Source organism: Streptomyces sp. NPDC047886, assembly GCF_043204435.1.
GTDB lineage: Bacteria > Actinomycetota > Actinomycetes > Streptomycetales > Streptomycetaceae > Streptomyces.
On record NZ_JBIDCF010000001.1, the window covers coordinates 808,091 to 828,357 of the forward strand.

Annotated in this window: 15 protein-coding genes and 2 tRNA genes; 4 read left to right on the plus strand and 13 right to left on the minus strand. The window is 71.9% G+C overall.

The annotated features are described in order from the left end of the window. Positions 1-25: 25 nt before the first annotated feature. The 5 genes from ACGF5U_RS03625 to leuS all read right to left on the minus strand — a co-directional run bounded on the left by ACGF5U_RS03625 (position 26) and on the right by leuS (position 9,014). Positions 26-2,740, minus strand: a complete 2,715-nt coding sequence (locus ACGF5U_RS03625) for a ComEC/Rec2 family competence protein (RefSeq protein ID WP_392718737.1) — start codon at positions 2,738-2,740, stop codon at positions 26-28. After that, a complete protein-coding gene (locus ACGF5U_RS03630) occupies positions 2,737-3,564 on the minus strand; it encodes a helix-hairpin-helix domain-containing protein (protein WP_392718739.1) in 828 nt (275 codons plus the stop codon). The genes ACGF5U_RS03625 and ACGF5U_RS03630 overlap by 4 nt, the downstream gene beginning before the upstream one ends. 700 nt (positions 3,565-4,264) lie before the next feature. After that, positions 4,265-5,110 (minus strand): DegV family protein, encoded by an 846-nt coding sequence (locus ACGF5U_RS03635; protein WP_392718741.1) that lies wholly within the window; start codon positions 5,108-5,110, stop codon positions 4,265-4,267. 65 nt (positions 5,111-5,175) lie between these two features. Beyond that, positions 5,176-5,967: a hypothetical protein gene (locus ACGF5U_RS03640; RefSeq protein ID WP_392718743.1), complete on the minus strand. Its 792-nt coding sequence runs from the start codon at positions 5,965-5,967 to the stop codon at positions 5,176-5,178. 170 nt (positions 5,968-6,137) lie between these two features. Then, positions 6,138-9,014, minus strand: a complete 2,877-nt coding sequence (gene leuS, locus ACGF5U_RS03645; protein ID WP_392718746.1) for a leucine--tRNA ligase — start codon at positions 9,012-9,014, stop codon at positions 6,138-6,140. A gap of 649 nt (positions 9,015-9,663) precedes the next feature. Between leuS and ACGF5U_RS03650 the strand changes: the two genes are divergently transcribed. Further along, positions 9,664-10,992, plus strand: a complete 1,329-nt coding sequence (locus ACGF5U_RS03650) for a hypothetical protein (RefSeq protein ID WP_392718748.1) — start codon at positions 9,664-9,666, stop codon at positions 10,990-10,992. Beyond that, on the plus strand, positions 10,989-12,569 hold the full coding sequence (locus tag ACGF5U_RS03655; protein WP_392718750.1) for an NADH-ubiquinone oxidoreductase-F iron-sulfur binding region domain-containing protein: 1,581 nt from the start codon (positions 10,989-10,991) through the stop codon (positions 12,567-12,569). Before ACGF5U_RS03650 ends, ACGF5U_RS03655 begins: the two co-directional genes overlap by 4 nt. 119 nt (positions 12,570-12,688) lie before the next feature. On the opposite strand, the gene ACGF5U_RS03660 is transcribed toward ACGF5U_RS03655, so the two are convergent. Continuing rightward, positions 12,689-12,761: transfer RNA gene (locus ACGF5U_RS03660), tRNA-Ala, on the minus strand. 148 nt (positions 12,762-12,909) lie between these two features. Between ACGF5U_RS03660 and ACGF5U_RS03665 the strand changes: the two genes are divergently transcribed. Continuing rightward, on the plus strand, positions 12,910-14,259 hold the full coding sequence (locus tag ACGF5U_RS03665) for a glycosyltransferase 87 family protein (protein ID WP_392713190.1): 1,350 nt from the start codon (positions 12,910-12,912) through the stop codon (positions 14,257-14,259). On the opposite strand, the gene ACGF5U_RS03670 is transcribed toward ACGF5U_RS03665, so the two are convergent. The 7 genes from ACGF5U_RS03670 to ACGF5U_RS03700 all read right to left on the minus strand — a co-directional run bounded on the left by ACGF5U_RS03670 (position 14,238) and on the right by ACGF5U_RS03700 (position 18,882). Further along, positions 14,238-14,471: a hypothetical protein gene (locus ACGF5U_RS03670; RefSeq protein WP_026277450.1), complete on the minus strand. Its 234-nt coding sequence runs from the start codon at positions 14,469-14,471 to the stop codon at positions 14,238-14,240. The two genes, ACGF5U_RS03665 and ACGF5U_RS03670, sit on opposite strands and share 22 nt — an antisense overlap. 408 nt (positions 14,472-14,879) lie before the next feature. Next, positions 14,880-14,952, minus strand: a tRNA-Ala gene (locus ACGF5U_RS03675). Between the two features lie 105 nt (positions 14,953-15,057). After that, positions 15,058-15,711: a histidine phosphatase family protein gene (locus ACGF5U_RS03680; protein ID WP_392713192.1), complete on the minus strand. Its 654-nt coding sequence runs from the start codon at positions 15,709-15,711 to the stop codon at positions 15,058-15,060. After that, positions 15,708-16,169, minus strand: a complete 462-nt coding sequence (rsfS, locus tag ACGF5U_RS03685) for a ribosome silencing factor (RefSeq protein WP_392712676.1) — start codon at positions 16,167-16,169, stop codon at positions 15,708-15,710. Before rsfS ends, ACGF5U_RS03680 begins: the two co-directional genes overlap by 4 nt. Before the next feature lie 68 nt (positions 16,170-16,237). Beyond that, positions 16,238-18,028 (minus strand): LCP family protein, encoded by a 1,791-nt coding sequence (locus tag ACGF5U_RS03690; protein ID WP_392712677.1) that lies wholly within the window; start codon positions 18,026-18,028, stop codon positions 16,238-16,240. Positions 18,029-18,047: 19 nt separating this feature from the next. Beyond that, positions 18,048-18,668 carry a nicotinate-nucleotide adenylyltransferase gene (gene nadD / locus ACGF5U_RS03695; protein WP_392712678.1) on the minus strand — a complete coding sequence of 207 codons (621 nt, stop codon included), beginning with the start codon at positions 18,666-18,668 and terminating at the stop codon, positions 18,048-18,050. 52 nt (positions 18,669-18,720) lie between these two features. After that, a complete protein-coding gene (locus ACGF5U_RS03700) occupies positions 18,721-18,882 on the minus strand; it encodes a hypothetical protein (protein ID WP_392712679.1) in 162 nt (53 codons plus the stop codon). 221 nt (positions 18,883-19,103) lie between these two features. On the opposite strand from ACGF5U_RS03700, the gene ACGF5U_RS03705 reads away from it, so the two are divergent. Then, entirely contained in the window at positions 19,104-20,168 is a 1,065-nt protein-coding gene (locus ACGF5U_RS03705) for a M48 family metallopeptidase (RefSeq protein WP_392712681.1), read from the plus strand. Positions 20,169-20,267: the final 99 nt, after the last annotated feature.

Genomic DNA, 20,267 nt, shown 5'->3' on the forward strand with positions numbered 1-20,267 from the left:
GTGCCTCCAGTCCCACGAGAGGGCGTCATATGTGGTGCGGCGAGGACCGGCGGGGCACCGCTCGCAGCGCGTTCCCGGAACCGGTCACCGCGATCGCGCCGTCCGTGTCCGTGCGCAGCACCGCCGCACCCCCGGCCCGCAGGGCGTCGACCGTCCGCGGTGACGGGTGGCCGTACGGGTTGTCCCGGCCGGCCGACACCAGGGCCAGCCGTGGCCGGACCGCCCTGAGGAGTTCCGGGTCCTGATGGGCGGAACCATGGTGCGCGACCTTCAGGACGTCGACGGCCGGCAGCACCGGGTGGGCCCGCAACAGTCCGCGCTGTGCCGGAGGTTCCAGGTCGCCGAGGAGCAGCAGGGTCACGCCCCCGGTGCGTACGAGCAGGGTGACGCTGGCGTCGTTGGGCTCCTCGGCGCCGGGTCGCGGCGGGGCCTGCGGCCACAGCACCTGCCAGTCGAGGGCTCCGGCCCCGCGCCGCTCCCCCGGCGCGGCGCGGATGACGGGGAGCCCGGCCGCCGTGGCCGTCCTGTGCACGAACGCGGCCTGGCCCGGGGGTTCCTGGAGCCCGGTCGTCTGGATCACGCCGACCGCCCGGCCCCGCAGGACGCCCGGGAGCCCGGCGACGTGATCGGCGTGGAAGTGGGTGAGCAGCACCAGCGGCACCCGGTTCACGCCCAGGTCGCGCAGGCAGCGGTCGGCGAGCCTCGGGTCGGGGCCCGCGTCCACGACCACGGCGGCGTCACCGCCGACCGCGAGTACCGTCGCGTCCCCCTGTCCGACGTCGCACATCGCGAACACCCACCCGGGCGGCGGCCAACCGGTGACCAGTCTGGTGAGCGGTACCGGCCGCACCACCACGACCAGTAGCAACGCCACACATCCTGCGGCGACCCACCGCCGGTGCGGCAGCCGGCGGGCGACCAGCACGACGGCCCCGGTCACGGCGGCCAGCAGCAGTCCGCCCCGCCAGCCGCCCGGCCAGTCGGCCTCCGCACCGGGCAGCGCGGCGCCCGCCCTGGCGACGGAGGCGATCCACCCGGCCGGCCACCCCGCGCATTCGGCGAGCACCCGCGCCACGGGCATGGCCACCGGTGCCACGGCGAGCGCGGCGAACCCGAGAACGGTCGCCGGGGCCACCGCGAACTCGGCGAACAGATTGCACGGGATCGCCACGAGGCTGACCCGTGCCGCGAACACGGCCACCACCGGAGCGCACACGGCCTGTGCCGCAGCCGCGGCCGCCAGCGCCTCGGCGAGACGCCCCGGCATCCGTCGCCGCCGCAGCGCGTCGCTCCAGCGCGGGGCGATCGTGAGCAGCGCCCCCGTCGCGAGGACCGAGAGCAGGAAGCCGTAGCTGTGTGCCAGCCACGGGTCGTAGAGCACGAGCGACAGCACCGCCGCGGCCAGCGCCGGGATCAGCGACCTGCGGCGGCCGGTGCCGATGGCGAGCAGGGTGATCAGCCCGCACGCGGCGGCGCGCAGCACGCTGGGCTCGGGTCGGCAGACCAGTACGAAGCCGAGCGTCAGCACCCCTCCGAGCAGTGCAGTCGCCCGCAGCGGGATCCCCAACCGGGGCGCGAGGCCGCCCCGCTCGGCGTCGAGAGCCTTCCCCGGCGAGCCGATGAGCAGCAGCAGGACGATGGTGAGGTTACTGCCGCTGACGGCGAGCAGATGAGTGAGATCCGTCGCCTCGAACGCCTCGTGCAGGTCCGCCGGGATCCGTGAGGTGTCGCCGACGACGAGCCCCGGCAGCAGGGCTCGGGCGTCCGCCGGCAGCTTCACGGTCGCCTCGCGCAACCCGGCGCGAAGGTCCCCGGCCAAGCGGTTCGGGGCGTCCGGCGGCGCCATGACCACCGGGGGCCCCGGTGCCGGCCGAAGGACGGCCGCGAACGGGTCGGCTGCCTCCCTCGGCGGCGCCAGGCGCCCGGTCACGCGCAGCCGGGTGGACGGCAGCAGCGCCCGCCATTCATCAGGCGTACCGGCCTTCGCGCCCGCCCACGCGCTGGCCGCGCCGCCGGGCTCTCGCCCCCAGCTCCCGTACCGGTCCGTGTCCGCGTCTCTGTCCGTGTCCGTGTCCGTGCCCATGCCCGTGTGCGTGCCCGTGTCCCTGCCGGCTGCCCCGGCCGTGGCCGGAACGATCAGGAGTACGGGCGTGCGCACCTCCGTGACCGAGCCGTCGGGCGCCTTCACCCGGGTCACCTCGGCGTTCAGAACGAGGGCCGCCGGTGCCGTCCGATGGCCTGAGACCTTCGGCCGGGTCGGGCGCGGGTCGGACGTCACCGTGGCGTCGACCGTCACCCGCGCGTACTCCGCGGCCAGCTCCGGAACGGGCCCCCGTCGCAGATCGACGGCGTGCAGCCCTGCCGACGCCGCGCCCGCCGCCGCGCACAGCAGCATCGCGGCGCAGGCGGTGGCATGGGCCCGCCCCGACCGGCGGTGGCTCCGTGCACCGCCCAGGGCCGGTACCGCCCATGGCGACTGGAGCAGCGCGGCGACCGTGCCGCACACCGCGACGCCCACCGCCGTCCACCATCCCGGCGCCCCCAACGCGAGGGCCGCGGCGCCCCACGCCGCGAGGGCGGGCGGCACCAAGCGCAGGTCGGCAGGTGCCTCCTGGCGCGGATCGGCCGCGCCCAGCCGGTGCGCCGACGCGGCGTGCACCGGGGCCCGCGCCCTCCTCGCGGCCGTGTCCGGGGTGGCCCGTCCGGTCACGGCCGCTTCGGTACTCGACGTGCCGGTCATGGCCGTACGAGGGGCTGGAGTTCCGCGAACCGGCGGTCGCCGATGCCCTTGACCTCGCGGAGCTCCGCGACCGATCGAAAGCCGCCGTGCTCGGCACGGTGGTCGAGGATGTGCTGGGCGAGCACCGGCCCGACGCCGGGCAGGGTGTCGAGTTCCTCCGCCGTCGCGGAGTTCAGACTGACCAGCGCGGGCGGCGCCCCCTGCCCGCGGCCTCCCGACGCCCCGGGGACGCCCGCCGGTTGAGCGGCGGCCGGAACGCCGACCAGCACATGTTCGCCGTCCATCAGCACCCGTGCCCTATTGAGCCCGGTCAGGTCGGTGCCGGGTCGCACACCGCCCGCCGCGTGCAGGGCGTCGGCGACCCTCGAACCGGCCGGCAGCCGCACCACACCCGGCTTCCGCACCTTGCCGCCCACGTCCACGACGACACCCGGCGGGCTCGGCTGCGCCCGTGGCCGGCCCGTCGCCATCGTGGCGGGCTCCGCGTGCCCGACGATGTCCGGTGGACGCACCGGCTCGGGCCTGCCCGTCCAGAAGTACCGCCCTGCCAGCACGGCGGCCACGGCGAGGACCACGGTCAGCGCGGCGAGCGTCCGGGGCTCCATCCCGCACCGCAGCCGCAGCCACAGGGGCATCCGGGACCACCAGCCGGTACGCCCCTCCCGAAGCCCTTCACCCCCGTGCACCGGCCCCACCCGCGTCGGTACGACCCGCTCCGGCTCCACCCGCGTCGGCTCGGCCGCCACCCGTGCCGCGAGGGGTGTGGGTGGCGGATCCGTTCCGGCGAGCAGGGCGTCCGCACGGCGCCGCAGTGCGGACGCCACCACCGCACCCTGCCCAGGGCCCGCGTTCCGGCCCACCCGGCTGCTCAGGTGCCGTCGGGGCCGGGCAGCCGAAGCCCTGACCCGGCCGTCGGAGCCACGAGCACGTCCGGGCCCGCTCGTCGCGGACGCCGTACCCCGACGCCGGGGTCCGGGGCCTCGGCCCCCACCGACGGCCCGGCCCCCACCCGAGGCCCGGTCCGGAACAGCCCCCTGGGTGGCCGAAGGCCTCCCCCTGGCCGCAGTCAGGCCGTCCTCTGGCGAACTTCCGCCCCCGGGCGCGTCCCGGATCGCGGCCGCATGCTCCGATGCGGTATCGGATGCTGTCGCTGACATTACGGAGTGTGATCGGATTGCCATGTCACAGCACGTTAGGCACCTTCGCCCAACCTCGCTGAACCGCTCAGATTTCCGTGGAAAACCAGCGACTTGTGGAAAAAATCGTCACCCGTCAGAGCGACAAGCCACGACACCGACCGTCACATGCGCCGTCACCTTCCGCCGTCAAGGCCTACCGCTCACCCCTCACCGCCACCGTGCGCCGTCACGACCGTCACCACGCGCCGTCACGACCACCACCACGCGTCGCCACGACCATCACACGCGTCGCCACGACCGTCACCACGCGCCGTCACAGCCATCACCACGGGCCGTCACGACCACCACCACGCGTCGTCACGACGGTCCCCATTGCGCTGTCACGTCACCGCTGGGAGACGACGACACCGAGCAGCCCCGGACCGGTGTGCGCACCGATCACCGCACCCACCTCGCTCACGTGCAGTTCGGCGAGACCAGGAACGCGTTCCCGCAGCCGCTCCGCGAGCGCGGTGGCGCGTTCCTCGGCCGACAGATGGTGAACGGCGACATCCACGGGGCTCGCGCCCGCGCGTTCCACGGCGATCTCCTCCAGCCGGGCGATCGCCTTCGAGGCCGTGCGGACCTTCTCGCGTGGCTCGATCCGGCCGCCGCTGAGTTCCAGCAGGGGCTTCACGGCGAGCGCCGAGCCGAAGAGGGCCTGTGCCGCGCCGATGCGGCCGCCCCGCCGGAGATAGTCGAGGGTGTCGACATAGAAGTAGGCGGAGGTCCCGGCGGCCCGCTTCTCCGCCGCCGCGACGGCCTCGTCGAGCGTGCAGCCCGCCTCGACGGCCTCGGCGGCCGCCACAGCGCAGAAACCCAACGCCATGGCGATCATCCCGGTGTCGACCACGTGTACCGGGATCGGGGCGTCCTTGGCCGCGAGCACGGCCGCGTCGTACGTGCCCGACAGTACGGACGACAGATGCAGGGAGACGATTCCGGTCGCGCCCGCCTCGGCGACCGCCCGGTAGTGCGCGGCGAACGTCTCGGGGCTGGGCCGTGACGTGGTGACGGAGCGTCGTTTCTGGAGTGCCCCGGAGAGCGAGCGGGCCGAGATCTCGGTGCCCTCTTCGAGGGCCTGGTCGCCGATGACGACCGTCAACGGCACCGCGGTGATACCGTGCCGCTCCATCGTCTGCCGTGGCAGGTAGGCCGTTGAATCGGTGACGATCGCGACATGGCGGGACATGAGCGGGAGGTTACCCGCAGGCGACGCCCGAGGGCAGCCCACCCCGGCGCCGTGATCGGTTCCGGTCAGTTCGTGGTCTCGGGACGTGCCGACTTCTGCCAGGGGTAGGGCGTGTCCAGGCGGGGGTCCCTCGCCGTGATCGCCTGGGGTCCGTCGGGGCCCGCGCCGGAGCCGCCCGCCCCCGTCTCCTTCGGCTGGGCGGAGCCCTCGGCCGCGTCCCGCTCCTGGTCCGGTTCCGCCGGCCAGGTCTGCCCCGCCACGTGTCCCGGCGCCGCTTCCGGCCAGTCCGCCGTGCGGTCCCGCCCGGGTTCGGCGTCGGACCAGTGGCGCAGGGCACCGGCTTCCATGTCGATCTGGGAACTCAGCGACGTCAGGTCGTCCTCGGCGAACTTGCGCGCCCGGTCCCTGGCCGCCCAGCGCAGCGAGTCGGCGGACTGCGTGATCTGCCGCGTCCGCTCCCGCACGTCGCCGAGGTGCGCGGCGACCCTGGCCTTGTCCGGGTCCCGCTCCATCCGCTTGAGGTCCTCGTCCAGCTCGTGCCCATGGGCGCTCAGCCGGCGGAACAGCTCCAGGGACTCCTTGAGGGAGGCGTCCTCCACCGCTCCGGCCTCCAGGGCGTCCTGGGTGGCCCGCATCGACGTGCGCAACGACAGCCGCAGCTGTGCCAGCTCGGCCGCCGCACCGACCTGTCCGAAGCTCTTCGCCCGGAGAGTGGTGTCCTCGACGGTGCGCCGCGCCTGGTTGATCGTGCGGTCGACGCCGCGCTTGGCGGCCTGGACCGCCTTGACGCTCGCGTACACGCCGAGCGCGACGAGGGCGACGAAGAGCAGCGCCAGGATCAGGATCGCGGCTTCCATGGAGTCCCCTCGATATCGGTGCCGGACGGGCGTTCGGCCTGTGTGTTCCCCTCTACGGTAAACGGAACGGGCAGGCTGGGGGTTCCGACAGAACCCCCAACCTGCCCGTAAGGGATACCCCTTACACCGGCGACACCCTCGTGGCACCGGTGCTGTACGGCCGTGGGGCGTTACGCCGGGACGATGTTCACCAGCTTGGGGGCCCGCGCGATCACCTTGCGGATGCCCGCGCCGCCCAGTGCCGCGACGACCGCCGGCTCGGCCAGCGCCAGCGCCTCCAGCTCCGCGTCCGTGATGGACGGGGAGACCTCCAGGCGCGCCTTGACCTTGCCCTTGATCTGCACCACGCAGGTCACGGTCTCGTCCACGACGTACGCCGGGTCGGCGACGGGGAAGCCCTGGTGGACCACGGAGTCGTCGTGGCCCAGGCGGTGCCACAGCTCCTCGGCGATGTGCGGGGCCAGCGGCGCGACCAGCAGCACCAGCCGCTCGGCGACCGTCCTGGGGACCGCGCTGCCCGACTTGGTCAGGTGGTTGTTCAGCTCGGTGATCTTGGCGATGGCCGTGTTGAAGCGCATCGCGGCCATGTCCTGCGAGACTCCGTCGATGGCCTTGTGCAGGGCGCGCAGCGTGTCCTCGTCGATGTCGGCGTCCGCGGTGTCGACGACGGTGACCTCACCGGTGGACTCGTCGACGACGTTGCGCCACAGCCGCTGCAGCAGCCGGTACTGGCCCACCACCGCGCGCGTGTCCCAGGGCCGGGACACGTCCAGCGGGCCCATCGCCATCTCGTACAGGCGCAGGGTGTCCGCGCCGTACTCGGCGCAGATCTCGTCCGGCGTGACCGCGTTCTTCAGGGACTTGCCCATCTTGCCCAGAACGCGACTGACCTTCTCGCCCTGGTACCAGAAGGCGCCGTCGCGCTCCTCGACCTCGGCGGCCGGTACGGCGATACCGCGCGCGTCCCGGTAGACGAAGGCCTGGATCATGCCCTGGTTGTACAGCTTGTGGAACGGCTCGGCGGACGAGACGTGCCCCAGGTCGAACAGGACCTTGGACCAGAAACGGGCGTACAGCAGGTGCAGCACGGCGTGCTCGGCGCCGCCGACGTACAGGTCGACGCCACCGTGCGGCTGGCCGTCGCGCGGCCCCATCCAGTACCGCTCGATCTCCGGGTCGACCAGCTTGTCGCCGTTGTGCGGGTCCAGGTAGCGCAGCTCGTACCAGCACGAACCGGCCCAGTTCGGCATGGTGTTGGTCTCGCGGCGGTACTTCTTCGGGCCGTCGCCCAGGTCCAGGGTCACCTGGACCCAGTCCTCGTTGCGCGACAGCGGCGTCTCCGGCCGCGTGTCCGCGTCGTCCGGGTCGAAGGTCCGCGGCGAGTAGTCCTCGACCTCGGGCAGCTCCAGCGGCAGCATCGACTCGGGCAGCGCGTGCGCGACACCGTCCTCGTCGTAGACGATCGGGAAGGGCTCTCCCCAGTACCGCTGGCGACTGAACAGCCAGTCGCGCAGACGGTAGTTGACGGTGCCTTCGCCGATGCCTCGGGTCCGCAGCCATTCGGTGATCCTGGCCTTGGCGTCGACGACTCCCAGACCGTCCAGTGAGATGTCGTCGTTCGCCGAGTTGACCAGCTTCGCGTCGTACGAGGAGAACGCGTCGTCCCAGGTGGAAGGGTCGGTGCCGCGGCCGTCGGAGGGCTCCACTACGCAGCGCATCGGCAGTTCGAAGGCGCGCGCGAAGGCGAAGTCGCGGGAGTCGTGCGCCGGCACGGCCATGATCGCGCCGGTGCCGTAGCCCATGAGGACGTAGTCGGCGATGAAGACCGGCACCTGCTCGCCGCTGACCGGGTTCACGGCGTACGCGCCGGTGAAGACACCGGTCTTGTCCTTGGCCTCGGCCTGTCGCTCGACGTCGGTCTTGGCGGCGGCCTGCTTGCGGTACGCGTCGACGGCCAGGGCCGGGGTCGCGTGACCGCCGGTCCACATCGGCTGCGTACCCGTCGGCCACGCCTCCGGCACGATCTTCTCGACCAGCTCGTGCTCGGGCGCCAGCACCATGTAGGTCGCGCCGAACAGCGTGTCCTGCCGGGTGGTGAACACCGTGATGGCGTCGTCGCCCACGGTGAAGTCGACCCGGGCGCCCTCGGAACGGCCGATCCAGTTCCGCTGCTGCAGCTTGATGGCCTCGGGCCAGTCCAGCGCGTCCAGGTCGTCCAGCAGCCGGTCCGCGTAAGCCGTGATGCGCATGTTCCACTGGCGCAGCTTCGACTTGAAGACGGGGAAGTTGCCGCGCTCGGAGCGGCCCTCCGCCGTCACCTCCTCGTTGGCCAGCACCGTGCCCAGTCCGGGGCACCAGTTGACCGGTGCGTCCGAGGCGTACGCCAGGCGGTACTCCCCCAGCACGTCGGAGCGCTCGGCAGCGCTCAGCTCGCTCCACGCGCGCGTGGAGCCGGGTACGGGCCGTTCACCGCTCTCGAACCGGGCGACCAGTTCGCTGATCGGGCGGGCCTTCTTCGCCTCCTCGTCGTACCAGGAGTTGAAGATCTGCAGGAAGATCCACTGGGTCCACTTGTAGTAGTCCGGGTCGATGGTGGCGAACGACCGGCGCTTGTCGTGGCCCAGTCCCAGCCGGCGCAGCTGGACCTTCATGTTCTCGATGTTCGCCTCGGTCGACACGCGCGGGTGGGTGCCGGTCTGCACGGCGTACTGCTCGGCCGGCAGGCCGAAGGCGTCGAAGCCCAGGGTGTGCAGGACGTTGTGCCCGGTCATGCGCTGGTGGCGGGCGTAGACGTCGGTGGCGATGTATCCCAGGGGGTGCCCGACGTGCAGGCCCGCACCCGACGGGTAGGGGAACATGTCCATGATGAACTTCTTGGGCCGCTCGACGACCGCCGCTTCACCGGCCAGGTCCCCGCTCGGGTTCGGCGCCTCGTAGATGCCCTCGGCGTCCCAGAAGTCCTGCCAGCGTGCCTCGATGTCGGCGGCCATGGCCGCCGTATAACGATGCGGGGCTGCTGCCTCGGCAGCCGAATTCGTCTCGCTCATGATCCTCTGAAGCTCCATCGATCGTCTCTGCCGACTACCGGCGATACGCACTGATGCGGGTGGTGTGACGAAATGAAAAATCCCCTCGCACAGGAGGGGACGCCGCGCCGATTCCGACCGGACCTTTTCATCCGTCGGAACTGATCAGCGCGGCTCACTAAGCAGAAGGCGTACGGCACGCATGGCGTCAGGGTACAGCAGCGCCCGCAGGGGCCGCAGGGAGCGTCCACGGACGGCCCCCGAAGCCCGGCCGTCCGGAGCGCCCCTCACGGGGCGGGAAACACCCCCCTGGGCTCGTGCCCCCGCCCGGAACACCGCCCGTAACCGGTCACCGTGGGCGACCGCCGCGCGGCGGGTCGTCCACCGTTCTCCCGGAGAGCGACGGGATGGGCTGCCCGGGGTTCGACCGCCGTTCTTCGGCCCGCCGACCGGCGTTCTTCCCGGGATCGTGGGCCGTTCTCCCGCGAGTTCGCGTAACGCTCTCCGTACCCGCTGTGTCGGGTTACTCGGCGTATCGACCCGTTCCAGGGCAACCCCCGAGTCAGTTGTCGGTCAGTCCTCTCTCTAAACACGCAAACGCCGTACCGGCTGGTATGCGCCGCCTTAGCATGCGGCAACGGGACCTCATCCGCACCATTCGGAGTCGCCCATGAACCCTCATCGCAAGATTCGTTCTTCCCCCGCCCTGAACGCGGGCCTGAGCAAGCCGGTGCAGGGCGGCCTGTCCGTGGCCGCGCTGGTGCTCATACCCCTGCTCGCGATAGGCGGCGGTGACGGCTTCCGGGACTTCCTGGACTTCGGCACCGGTGTCCTGTCCCTGGTGTCGCTCACCGCGTCGGTCGCCTGGGGCCTGATCGCCACCGACCGGCTACTGCTCACCACTCGTCAGCGTCTGCTCGCCCAGGGCATCCACCGGGCGACCGCCGTGGCCTCTCTCGGCTTCCTTCTGCTCCACGGCACCGTCAAGGTCTCTCTCGGCCACGTCGAACTGATCGGCGCCCTCGTCCCCTTCGGGCTCGGCCTCACCGGAACGGCCGGCCTCATCGGTTTCGGTTCGCTCGCCGGACTGCTGATGGTCGTCGCCGCCTCGACCGGCGCCCTGCGCAGCGCCCTCGCCGGACGCGGCAGCGTAGCGGCGCGCTGGCGGCCGCTGCACATGCTGGCCTACCCCGCCTGGTGCGCCGCGCTCGTCCACGGCCTGTACGCGGGCCGCCCCGCGGCCGGCTGGGTGGTCGTCCTGTACTGCCTGGCACTCGCCGGGGCGGCCGCGGCCGTCGCCGTACGCCTGCTTCCGGCACCGGTACAGCGGCGCCTCGCGGAGCGCTTCCTCGCCCTGGTGGCGCCGGACACCCAGGCCGGGCCCGGGGCCGCCGGGCGCGAGCGGTCGCGCCGGGACCCGGCCGTGGCGCCGCTGCCCGGCGCGGCGGACCTCCCCGCCCCGCCCGCGTACGACCCGGAACTGCGGCGCGAGCCCGCCATGCGCCCCGACCCGCCGGACCTCGCCTTCGACCGGCCGCTCGGCGCCCGCCCCCGCTCCCTGACCGTGCCGGCCACGCCGTCCATGCCCGCCCCCGCCCCCATGCCGATGCCGGCGCCCGCGTCCGTCCAGGAACCGTCACCGCTGACCGCCGAGCCGACCGCCGCCCCGGCCCCTGGCCCCGGCCCGACCGCGGCACCCGGCCGCCAGCCCGTCGTGGGCGCCGGCATCTCCGCCGGGTACCGCGCCGTCTCGCTGGGCAACGCGGCCGCCCCGACCCAGGAGATCCCGTTCGCGGAGCGCGTCCCCATGACGGAGGAGCTGCCCATCGTCACGGAGGAGCCGAACTCCCGGCCCGGCTACTGGCCCACCCCCTCGCCGCCGCCGCCCGCACAGTCCCCCGCCCCGCCGTCGTACGACACCACCGAGCCGGCCCCCGGCCCCTTCCACCGGCCGCCGGCCGGTGAGCCCTGGACCGCACCCGCAGGAGACCGCCCGTGAACGCCCCGCTCCCCGACGTCCCCGAGGTCCGTGTCGTCGGCCTTCCGCAGCTCACCCAGGGCTTCGACCTCGTCGAGCGCCTGGACCTCCCGATGCACCTGAAGGTGCACGGCCCGCTGGAGCCCATGGGCGGCGAGCGGCTCGCCCAGCTCGCCGACGACATCTCCCTGCGGGGGCGCGGCGGCGCGGGCTTCCCCTTCGGCCGGAAGCTGCGGGCGGTCGCGTCGGCGGCGATCCGCCGAGGGGTGCGGCCGGTCGTCGTCATCAACGGCAGCGAGGGGGAACCGGCCTGCCGTAAGGACACGGTCCTCCTCAACCGGGCCCCGCACCTCATCCTGGACGGTGCCCTGCTGGCCGCCGAGGCGCTCGGCGCACGCACCCTGATCGTCGCTGTGACACGCAACTCCACGGAGATCTCCATACGCGCGGCACTCGCCGAACGGGGCCTGTCCGACCGGCGCGGACAGCAGCTGCGCGCGCGTGTCGTGCGCACACCGGAGCGCATGGTCTCCGGTGAGGCGTCGGCGGTGATCCGCGCGGCGGGCGGGGGCCCCGCCCTGCCGCCGGGCCGCCGGGAGCGCGCGGCCGAGTCGGGCGTGGGCGGCGCGCCGACACTGCTGTCCAACGCGGAGACATACGCGCAGCTCGCCGTGGCCGCCCGGATCGGCGCCCACCGCTACGGCCACACCGGCCTGGAGACGGAGCCCGGGACGGTCCTGCTGACGATCTCCGGTGCTGTGGCGCGGCCCATGGTGGTCGAGGTGCCGACCGGTGTGCCGCTGCGGTACGTACTCCAGCTGGCCGGTGCGCCGCCGGTGCCGCAGGGGGTGCTGACGGGCGGGTACCACGGCAACTGGATCGACTCGACGGCCGTGCACAACGCCGTGGTCTCGCGTGAGTCCCTGGCGGCCGTGGGCGGGTCCCTGGGGGCGGGCGCGATCCTGCCCATCGGTCCTGAGACGTGCCCCTTGGGTGAGGCGCAGCGTGTGGCGAACTGGCTGGCGGCGGAGACGGCGGGCCAGTGCGGCCCCTGCCGGCTGGGGCTGCCGGCCGCCGCGGGTGGTCTGTCCGACGTACTGAACGGGGGTGGTCCCGCGGCGCTGGAGGCCCTGCGGGAGGTGACGCAGGCGGTGAAGGGCCGGGGCGTGTGCAAGCATCCGGACGGTTCCGCGCGGTTCTTCAGCTCGACGCTGTCCGCGTTCACCGACGATCTGGCCGCGCACGTCCTGCACGGTGGCTGCGGCCGTCCCACGACCGGGGTGCTGCCGCTGCCGTCCCCCGGCTACCAGGACGCGGAGGAGTCCATACCGAGCGGTGAGCGGCTGGCCGTGGACTGGACGCTGTGCAAGGGCCACGGGCTGTGCGCCGACATCGTGCCGGAGCTGGTCCGGATGGGACGGGACGGCTATCCGGTGCTCGCGGACACGTCCGTGCCGATGCATCTGCGGGGCGGCGCGCAGCGGGCCGTACGCCGTTGTCCGGCGCTGGCGCTGCGGCTGGAGGCGGCGCCTTCGGAGCGTCCCGCGCTGCCTGCCGCCGGGCAGGGACGCAAGGCTCTGGGCAGCGGCCGTAGTTGATGACGTACCCCGGTCATTGGTCGACCGGCTTCGGTCGACCGGGACACCCCGGTCGGCCGAGGACATCGGATACGAAGAAGCGGGCCATCCGATCCGGATGGCCCGCTTCCCACGTTCTGTGGAGCTAAGGAGAATTGAACTCCTGACCTCTTGCATGCCATGCAAGCGCTCTACCAACTGAGCTATAGCCCCTTGCGGTGTGCCGCCCTGCTCGGGGTTTCCCTGGCGGGCTTCCCTCGCGGCGACACAGAGAACATTACACGGTCCCCCCGGTGATTCACCAAATCGTTTACGGCCGGTAGCCGCCCTGCCGGTACCGTCGCCCTTCGTGACCCTGTTCCTGAACGCGCGGACCCGACTGCGAACCCGGCTGCGGAGCCTGCCCCTCGCCGCTCTGGCCGCCTGCCTGCTCTCCTTCGTGGCCTTCTGGGTGGCGCAGCGCGCCGCCAATGTCACGATGCTGGACCTGTCGGTCTACCGGGCCGAAGGAGAAACGGTTCTGGCGGGCGGTGACCTGTATGCGATGCGCGCCACATCGGCCAACCTGCCGACGACGTACCCGCCGTTCGCCGCCCTGCTGTTCACACCGCTGACCCTGGTGGGCGTGCCCACGATGCGCACGCTCGCCACGGCGGGGAACCTGCTCCTGCTGCTGGCGCTGGCCCACCTGTCCCTGCGGCTGATCGCGCGGGGCCCGTTCGGCCATGGGCGGCTGGGAGCCGTGTTCATGGACCGGCCGGGGGCGGCGCTCTGGGTGGCGGCGGTCGTGGTGTGGTGCGAGCCGGTGTGGCAGACGTTCCGGTACGGGCAGATCAACCTGCTCATAGCGGTGGCGGTCCTGTGGGACATGACACGTCGGCAGGGCAGCCGATGGGCCGGGGTCGGCATCGGTCTGGCCACCGCGGTGAAGCTGACGCCGGGCCTCTTCGTCGTGCTGCTGCTCGTCGTCGGGGTGGCACGCGCGCGTGCGCGTGGAGGGAGCCCGTCGGGGATGCCGGGTGGGAACCCGTGGTGGAACGGCTGGCTGCGGCAGGCCACGACGGCGACCGGGGTGTTCCTCGTGGTGACGTCGGCGTCGGCCGTCGCCCTGCCGTACGACTCGCGCCGCTTCTGGACCGAGATGATCTTCGAGACGAGCCGTGTGGGCCGTACCGAGGAGACCGCCAACCAGTCGCTGAGCGGGGTGCTGGCGCGGCTGCTGCACACCACCGACCCGGGGCTCTGGTGGGTGCTGGCGGCGGCCTTGGTGGGCTTCGCCGGGATGGTCGTGGCCGTGCGGGCGGCGCTGGCCGGCGATCGGCCGGTCGCGGTGGTGGCGTGTGCGACGACGGCGCTGCTGGTGAGTCCGATCTCCTGGTCGCACCACTGGGTGTGGTGCGTGCCGTCGCTGGTGCTGCTGGCGACCCGGCTGCGTCCGGCATGGACGGTCGGGGCGGCGTTGGTGTTCGCGTCGTTCGCGCTGTGGTGGGTCCCGCACGCGCCGGCCCCCGTACGGCTCGAACTGCACCAGAACGGCGGCCAGATGCTGCTGTCGGGGCTCTACACGCTGCTGGGCCTGGGCCTGTTGGCCGGCTTCGGCGTCCTGGGGGCCCGCGCTCGCCGCACGGCGCCGGTCGTGCCGCGTCAGGGCACGGAGGGCGAGCCCCGGCGGGCCGTGGAAGAGGCCGGTCAGGCCGTGGCGAACGAGTAGAACCGCTTGAGGGTGCAGTGCTCGTCGAGCAGACGGCCGTAGATCGGCTCCCCTTCGAGTTCGCGGTACGTCTCGATGGGGTCGCCTTTTATGATCAGCGCCCGGGCGCACTCCTCGCACCAGTACTGGTACTCGGGGTTGACCGGGTCCATGTCACGGACGATCGGCGTACCACTGCCGCACCAGTCGCATTTCCGCCTGTGTGCACCCATCAATCAGCTCCAGCTGTGGCCGCAGGACGTGCACACATAGGACACTCCACCGTTGTCACCGAGCATTTGGGCAACATGGGACGAGCCGCACGCCGGGCAGCTGAGCCCGTCGTGCGCCTGTGACGCGGCGAGCCGGTCAGCGGTTTCATCGAATCTGCTGGCGGACATCGCGCACTCCCTCCCGTCCGGATCGTCGTCCCCCTCCGGCCGTCCGATTCTGCCATGGCCTCGCACGAGGGTCAGCGGGGTCGGCGGAGGAGGGTGGCCGATATCCGACCATGATCGACACCATGTCCGGAACATGCTCGGACGGGCACCGGCGGGCGAACGGACCGACGGACGGGCCGGTGCGGACGGAGAGGGTACAGCAGAAATCCCGCCCCCTTGTGGGGACGGGATTCTTGACCGTGGAGCTAAGGAGAATTGAACTCCTGACCTCTTGCATGCCATGCAAGCGCTCTACCAACTGAGCTATAGCCCCTCGTGTTCTTCGCGCTCCGCGCTGCGAACAAGAAGAACTTTAGCCTGTCACCAGCCCGAAAGTGAAATCCGGGCCGACCGGGGCCGCGGCCGGCCTCCACGACCGTCAGTCGTCGTCGCCGAGCACCGGCTCGGGCAGCGTGCCGGCGTTGTGCTCCAGCAGCCGCCAGCCGCGCGCACCCTCGCCCAGCACCGACCAGCAGCAGTTGGTGAGCCCACCCAGGCTCTCCCAGTTGTGCGGCTCCAGACCGAGCAGCCGGCCGATCGTCGTACGGATCGTGCCACCGTGGCTGACCACGACCAGCGTGCCGTCGTCGGGGAGCTTCTCGGCGTGCGCCAGCACGACGGGCGCGGCCCGGTCGGCGACCTCCGTCTCCAGCTCGCCGCCGCCGCGCCGCACCGGCTCACCGCGCTTCCACGCGGTGTACTCGTCGCCGTGGCGGTCGAGGATCTCCTCATGGGTGAGCCCCTGCCAGACGCCGGCGTACGTCTCCCGCAGCGCGGAGTCGTGGCTGATCGCGTGGCCGGTGATGGCCCCGAGCTCCGCCGCCGTCGCGGCCGCCCGCTTGAGGTCCGACGCGATGATCGCGTCCGGCTGCAGGGCGGCGAGCAGCCGGGCGGCCCGGCGCGCCTGGGCGACACCCGTCTCGGTCAGTTCGATGTCCGTGGACCCCTGGAAGCGGCGCTCCAGGTTCCAGGCCGTCTGGCCGTGCCGCCACAGGACGATCCGGCGGCCACGGCCGCTGCGTGCGGTACTCAGCTCAGCTCACCGTCCGGACCGTCGTAGGCGACGGGGGCGGCGCCGTCGGTGCCGTGCAGCTGGGCGTGCTCCTCGGCCTTGCCGCGCGTCTTCACGGCGTCCTCGGGCAGCGGAAGCTCGGGGCAGTCCTTCCACAGCCGCTCCAGGGCGTAGAAGACCCGCTCCTCGCTGTGCTGGACGTGGACCACGATGTCGACGTAGTCGAGGAGGATCCAGCGGGCGTCGCGGTCGCCCTCCCGGCGGACCGGCTTGGCGCCGAGGTCCTTGTTGAGCCGCTCCTCGATCTCGTCGACGATCGACTTGACCTGGCGGTCACTGGGCGCGGAGGCGAGCAGGAAGGCGTCGGTGATCGACAGCACATCGCTGACGTCGTAGGCGATGATGTCGTGCGCGAGCCGGTCGGCGGCCGCCTGGGCGGCGGTGTTCACGAGGGCGATGGAACGGTCGGTGGCGGTCACATGGAGGCTTTCGTCGGCGGTCAGAACACCTCCAGGGTCTCACGTACCGCCGACAGCCCCACAAACCATTACCGCGCCTTGTAGTCCTTGCCCAGGACGACGGTGACGTCCGCGTTCGCGGCGGCCGTGCCCTTCTCCACGGCGCCGTCCGGCAGCCCGAGGGTCTTGGCGACCTCCTGGGCCCTGGCCTTCTGCGGCTCGTCGCCGTAGAGGACCTTGGACGACGACTCCGTGGCGCCCGAACCGGCGTCGATGAACACGTAGCCGCCGTTGACCAGCACGATCCGCGCGGCCTCGCCGGCGTCCTTGTCCCCGGTGGCGTTCTTGACCCCGACACGGACGGCCGAGCCCTGCTCGGGAGCGCTGACGGAACCGCCCAGGATGTCCTTCACGACGCTGTCGGCCGCGCCCTCCGTGAGCCGGCCCTCCTGGTCGACGGGGAGCAGGGCCGTCTTGTAGGCACCGACCTTGGCGTGCTCGGCGAGCTTCGCCAGAGAGGCGCCCAGGTCCTTCTCGGGGAGCGACGGGTCCAGGATCTGCGCCAGGGCCTCGATCGTCATCGTCGCGCTCTTCGGGTCGTCCGACATCTTCCGCAGCACGCCGTACATGACCTGGCCGAACCGCTGGAGCTGCTTGGCCTCGGCCTCGCCGGAGCCCCGGTAGGTGGCGTACGCGACAGCCATGGGGCCGTTCAGCGTCTGGTCCTCGCCCTTCTCCACAAGGGGCTTCTCGCCCTTCTTGGCGGCGGGCACGGCGGTGTCGGTGCTGACCTCGATGCCCCCTACGCCTTCCACGAGGTTCTCCAGGTACGGGGTGTCCAGCCGCCACGTACCGGTGATCTTCGTACCGAGGAGGGTGCCGATCGCCTCCCGGGTGCCGGAGGAACCGTCGTCCTCCACCGACTTGCCGAGGGTGGTCGTGGTGCCGTCGTCGTTGGCGACGGACAGCGCGTTGGGGAGCAGGACGGTGCTGCCCTGCTTGGTGGTGGCGTTGTTGACCAGGAGCGCCGTGGACGTGGCCTCGCTCTTCGTGTTGTGCAGATGGAGCACGATGACGTCACGCTTCTGCGGGCCGGTCGCCGTGCCGCCGCCCTGCTCGTTCTTCTGCTCGGAGAAGCCGGGGAGCAGACCGGCGCTCCACAGGTAGCCGACACCGCCGAGCAGGGCGAGGGCGAGGACGACGATCAGGACGACGACGCGGTTGCGGCCGCGCCGCTTGGCCTCCTCGCGGCGCTCGGAGCGGCTCTCGGTGAACTTGAGCCAGTCGATGACGTCCTCGGAGTCCTCGTCCGGCTCCTCGATGAAGGAGAACTGCTCGGTGCGGTACTCGCGGTCGTCCCCGGCCTGTTTCGGTGCCGGGCGGCGCTGCTCGGGTACGGAGGCCGGAGCGGCCTCGGGCTCGGCGTGCGGCCGGGGGCGCTGGTCCCGCGTCTGCTGCGGCGCCTGCGTCTGCTGGTACTGCTGAGGCTGGTGAAGAGGGTCTGGCTGCTGGTGCTGGCCGGGGGCGGCGGGCCACTGCTGCGGGGCGTCGTAACCGGGGTCGGCGTATCCGGTGCCGTACCCGCTGTCGTAGCCGTACCCCTGGCCCTGCGCCGGGGCCTGGTAGTGCTGCTGCGGGGGCTGTGGCTGTGGCTGGGCGTACGGGTCGTAGCCGTAACCCTGCTGCGGAGGCTGCGGAGGCTGCTGGGCCTGCTGGGCCTGCTGGGCGGCGTACGGGTCGTACTGCTGCTGTGGCGGCTGCGGCTGCGGTGGCTGCTGCTGGGCGGCCTGCTGGTACACCGGCTGCCCGTACTCGTCGTAGCCGATGATCTGCGGCTGCGGTGGGTAGTACGGGTCGTACGGATTGTGCTGGTCGTTCACCGGTGCCCCTCTCCGTGGCTCATTCGCCCCGGTACAAATGGCGCTTCGCGATGTAGCGCACCACACCGTCCGGCACCAGATACCAGACCGGATCGCCCTGCGCGACCCTCGCGCGGCAGTCGGACGACGAGATGGCCAGCGCGGGCACCTCCACCAGGGAGACCCCGCCCTTCGGCAGGCCGTCGTCGGACAGATCGTGGCCCGGGCGGGTGACCCCGATGAAGTGGGCGAGCGAGAACAGTTCCTCGGCGTTCCGCCAGCCCGGCATGATCTGGGAGAGGGCGTCGGCGCCGGTGATGAAGAAGAGATCCGTGTCGGGGTTGAGGGAGCGCAGTTCGCGCAGCGTGTCGATGGTGTACGTCGGCCCGGACCGGTCGATGTCGATCCGGCTGACCGAGAACTGCGGGTTCGACGCCGTGGCGATGACCGTCATCAGATAGCGGTCCTCGGCCGGGGAGACCGTCTTGTGGGTCTTCTGCCACGGCTGCCCCGTCGGGACGAACACGACCTCGTCCAGATGGAACAGGGCGGCCACCTCGCTGGCGGCCACCAGGTGTCCGTGGTGGATCGGGTCGAACGTTCCACCCATCACGCCCAGTCGGCGTTTGCCGGGACTCGTCGGCACTTCCTGCTCTCCCATGCGTGCAGAGCCTAATGGCACGGCGGCGCGGCCGGTCCCGGCGGTCGCCGGCTCAGCGGTCGCGGTTGAAGCGGGTGGTGATCCACAGCAGCAGGAGCAGGGCCAGGAGGGCACCGCCACCGGTCACGTACGGGTTGAGGCTTTCATGGTTGCCACCGTGCTCGGAGCCCTCGGCGAGCGTGACGAGACTGGCGGCGGCGGAGTGGAGGCTCATCTTCTGCGGGACCTATCCATCGGAGTCGGAGCGGAGACTTCGCGCACATCGTATGCGGGGGGTGCGGGCACGCTCACGCCGACTCAGTCGTTGTTCCCGCCAGTCGCGCCGTTTCGCGGCGACCCCCTGGTTATCCACAGGCTCGGACGGGCCGGTGGCGCAGCGCCTACGCTGGGTCCGTCAGGGGGACGAGACAGGTCTCGTACGAACAGGGGGCATCCATGACAGAAAGCGGTCACGAGAACGTGCCGAGCAGGCAGCGCAGGCGATTCCCGGGTATCTCGTCGCGCGCCTACGAGCATCCGGCCGACCGTTCGGCGCTCGTCGCCCTGCGCAAGCTCAGTGGGTTCGACACGGTCTTCAAGGCGCTGAGCGGGCTGCTGCCCGAGCGCAGCCTCCGGCTGCTCTTCCTCTCGGACTCGGTACGGGTGAGCGACGCCCAGTTCGCGCACCTGAACGACATGCTGCGGGACGCCTGCTACATCCTGGACCTGGAGAAGGTCCCGCCGATGTACGTCACGCAGGACCCGAAGCCGAACGCGATGTGCATCGGCCTGGACGAGCCGATCATCGTGGTCACGACCGGTCTCGTGGAGCTCCTCGACGAGGAGGAGATGCGGGCGGTCGTCGGCCACGAGGTGGGGCACGCGCTGTCCGGCCATGCGGTGTACCGCACGGTTCTGCTGTTCCTGACCGGCCTCGCGCTGAAGGTCGCCTGGATCCCGCTCGGAAATGTGGCGATCATGGCGATCGTGACGGCGCTGCGGGAGTGGTTCCGCAAGTCCGAGTTGTCGGCGGACCGGGCCGGGCTGCTGGTCGGCCAGGACCTCCAGGCGTCGATGCGCGGGCTGATGAAGATCGCGGGCGGCAACCATCTGCATGAGATGAACGTGGACGCGTTCCTCGCGCAGGCGGAGGAGTACGAGGCCGGGGGCGACCTGCGCGACTCCGTGCTGAAGATCCTCAACGTGCTTCCGCGCTCGCACCCGTTCACCACGGTCCGGGCGGCCGAGCTGAAGAAGTGGGCCGAGAGCCGCGACTACCAGCGGATCATGGACGGGCACTACCCCCGGCGTTCGGAGGACAAGGACACGTCGGTCACGGACTCGTTCCGTGAGTCGGCGAGCCACTACGCGGACACGGTGCGGACCAGCAAGGATCCGCTGATGAAGCTCGTCGGCGACATAGCGGGCGGCGCGGGCGACCTCGGGGGCAAGCTGCGCGACAGGTTCACCGGGGGTTCGGGCCGCTCGGCGGAGAACGGCAGGACCGGCCAGGGCGAGTGATCCCGCGGTCGGCGGGGTCCGGCGGTCGGCCGGGTCCCGGATCGGCGGAGTCTCGCGGTCGGCAGGTCCGGTGGTCGGCCGGGTCCCGGGTCGGCAGGT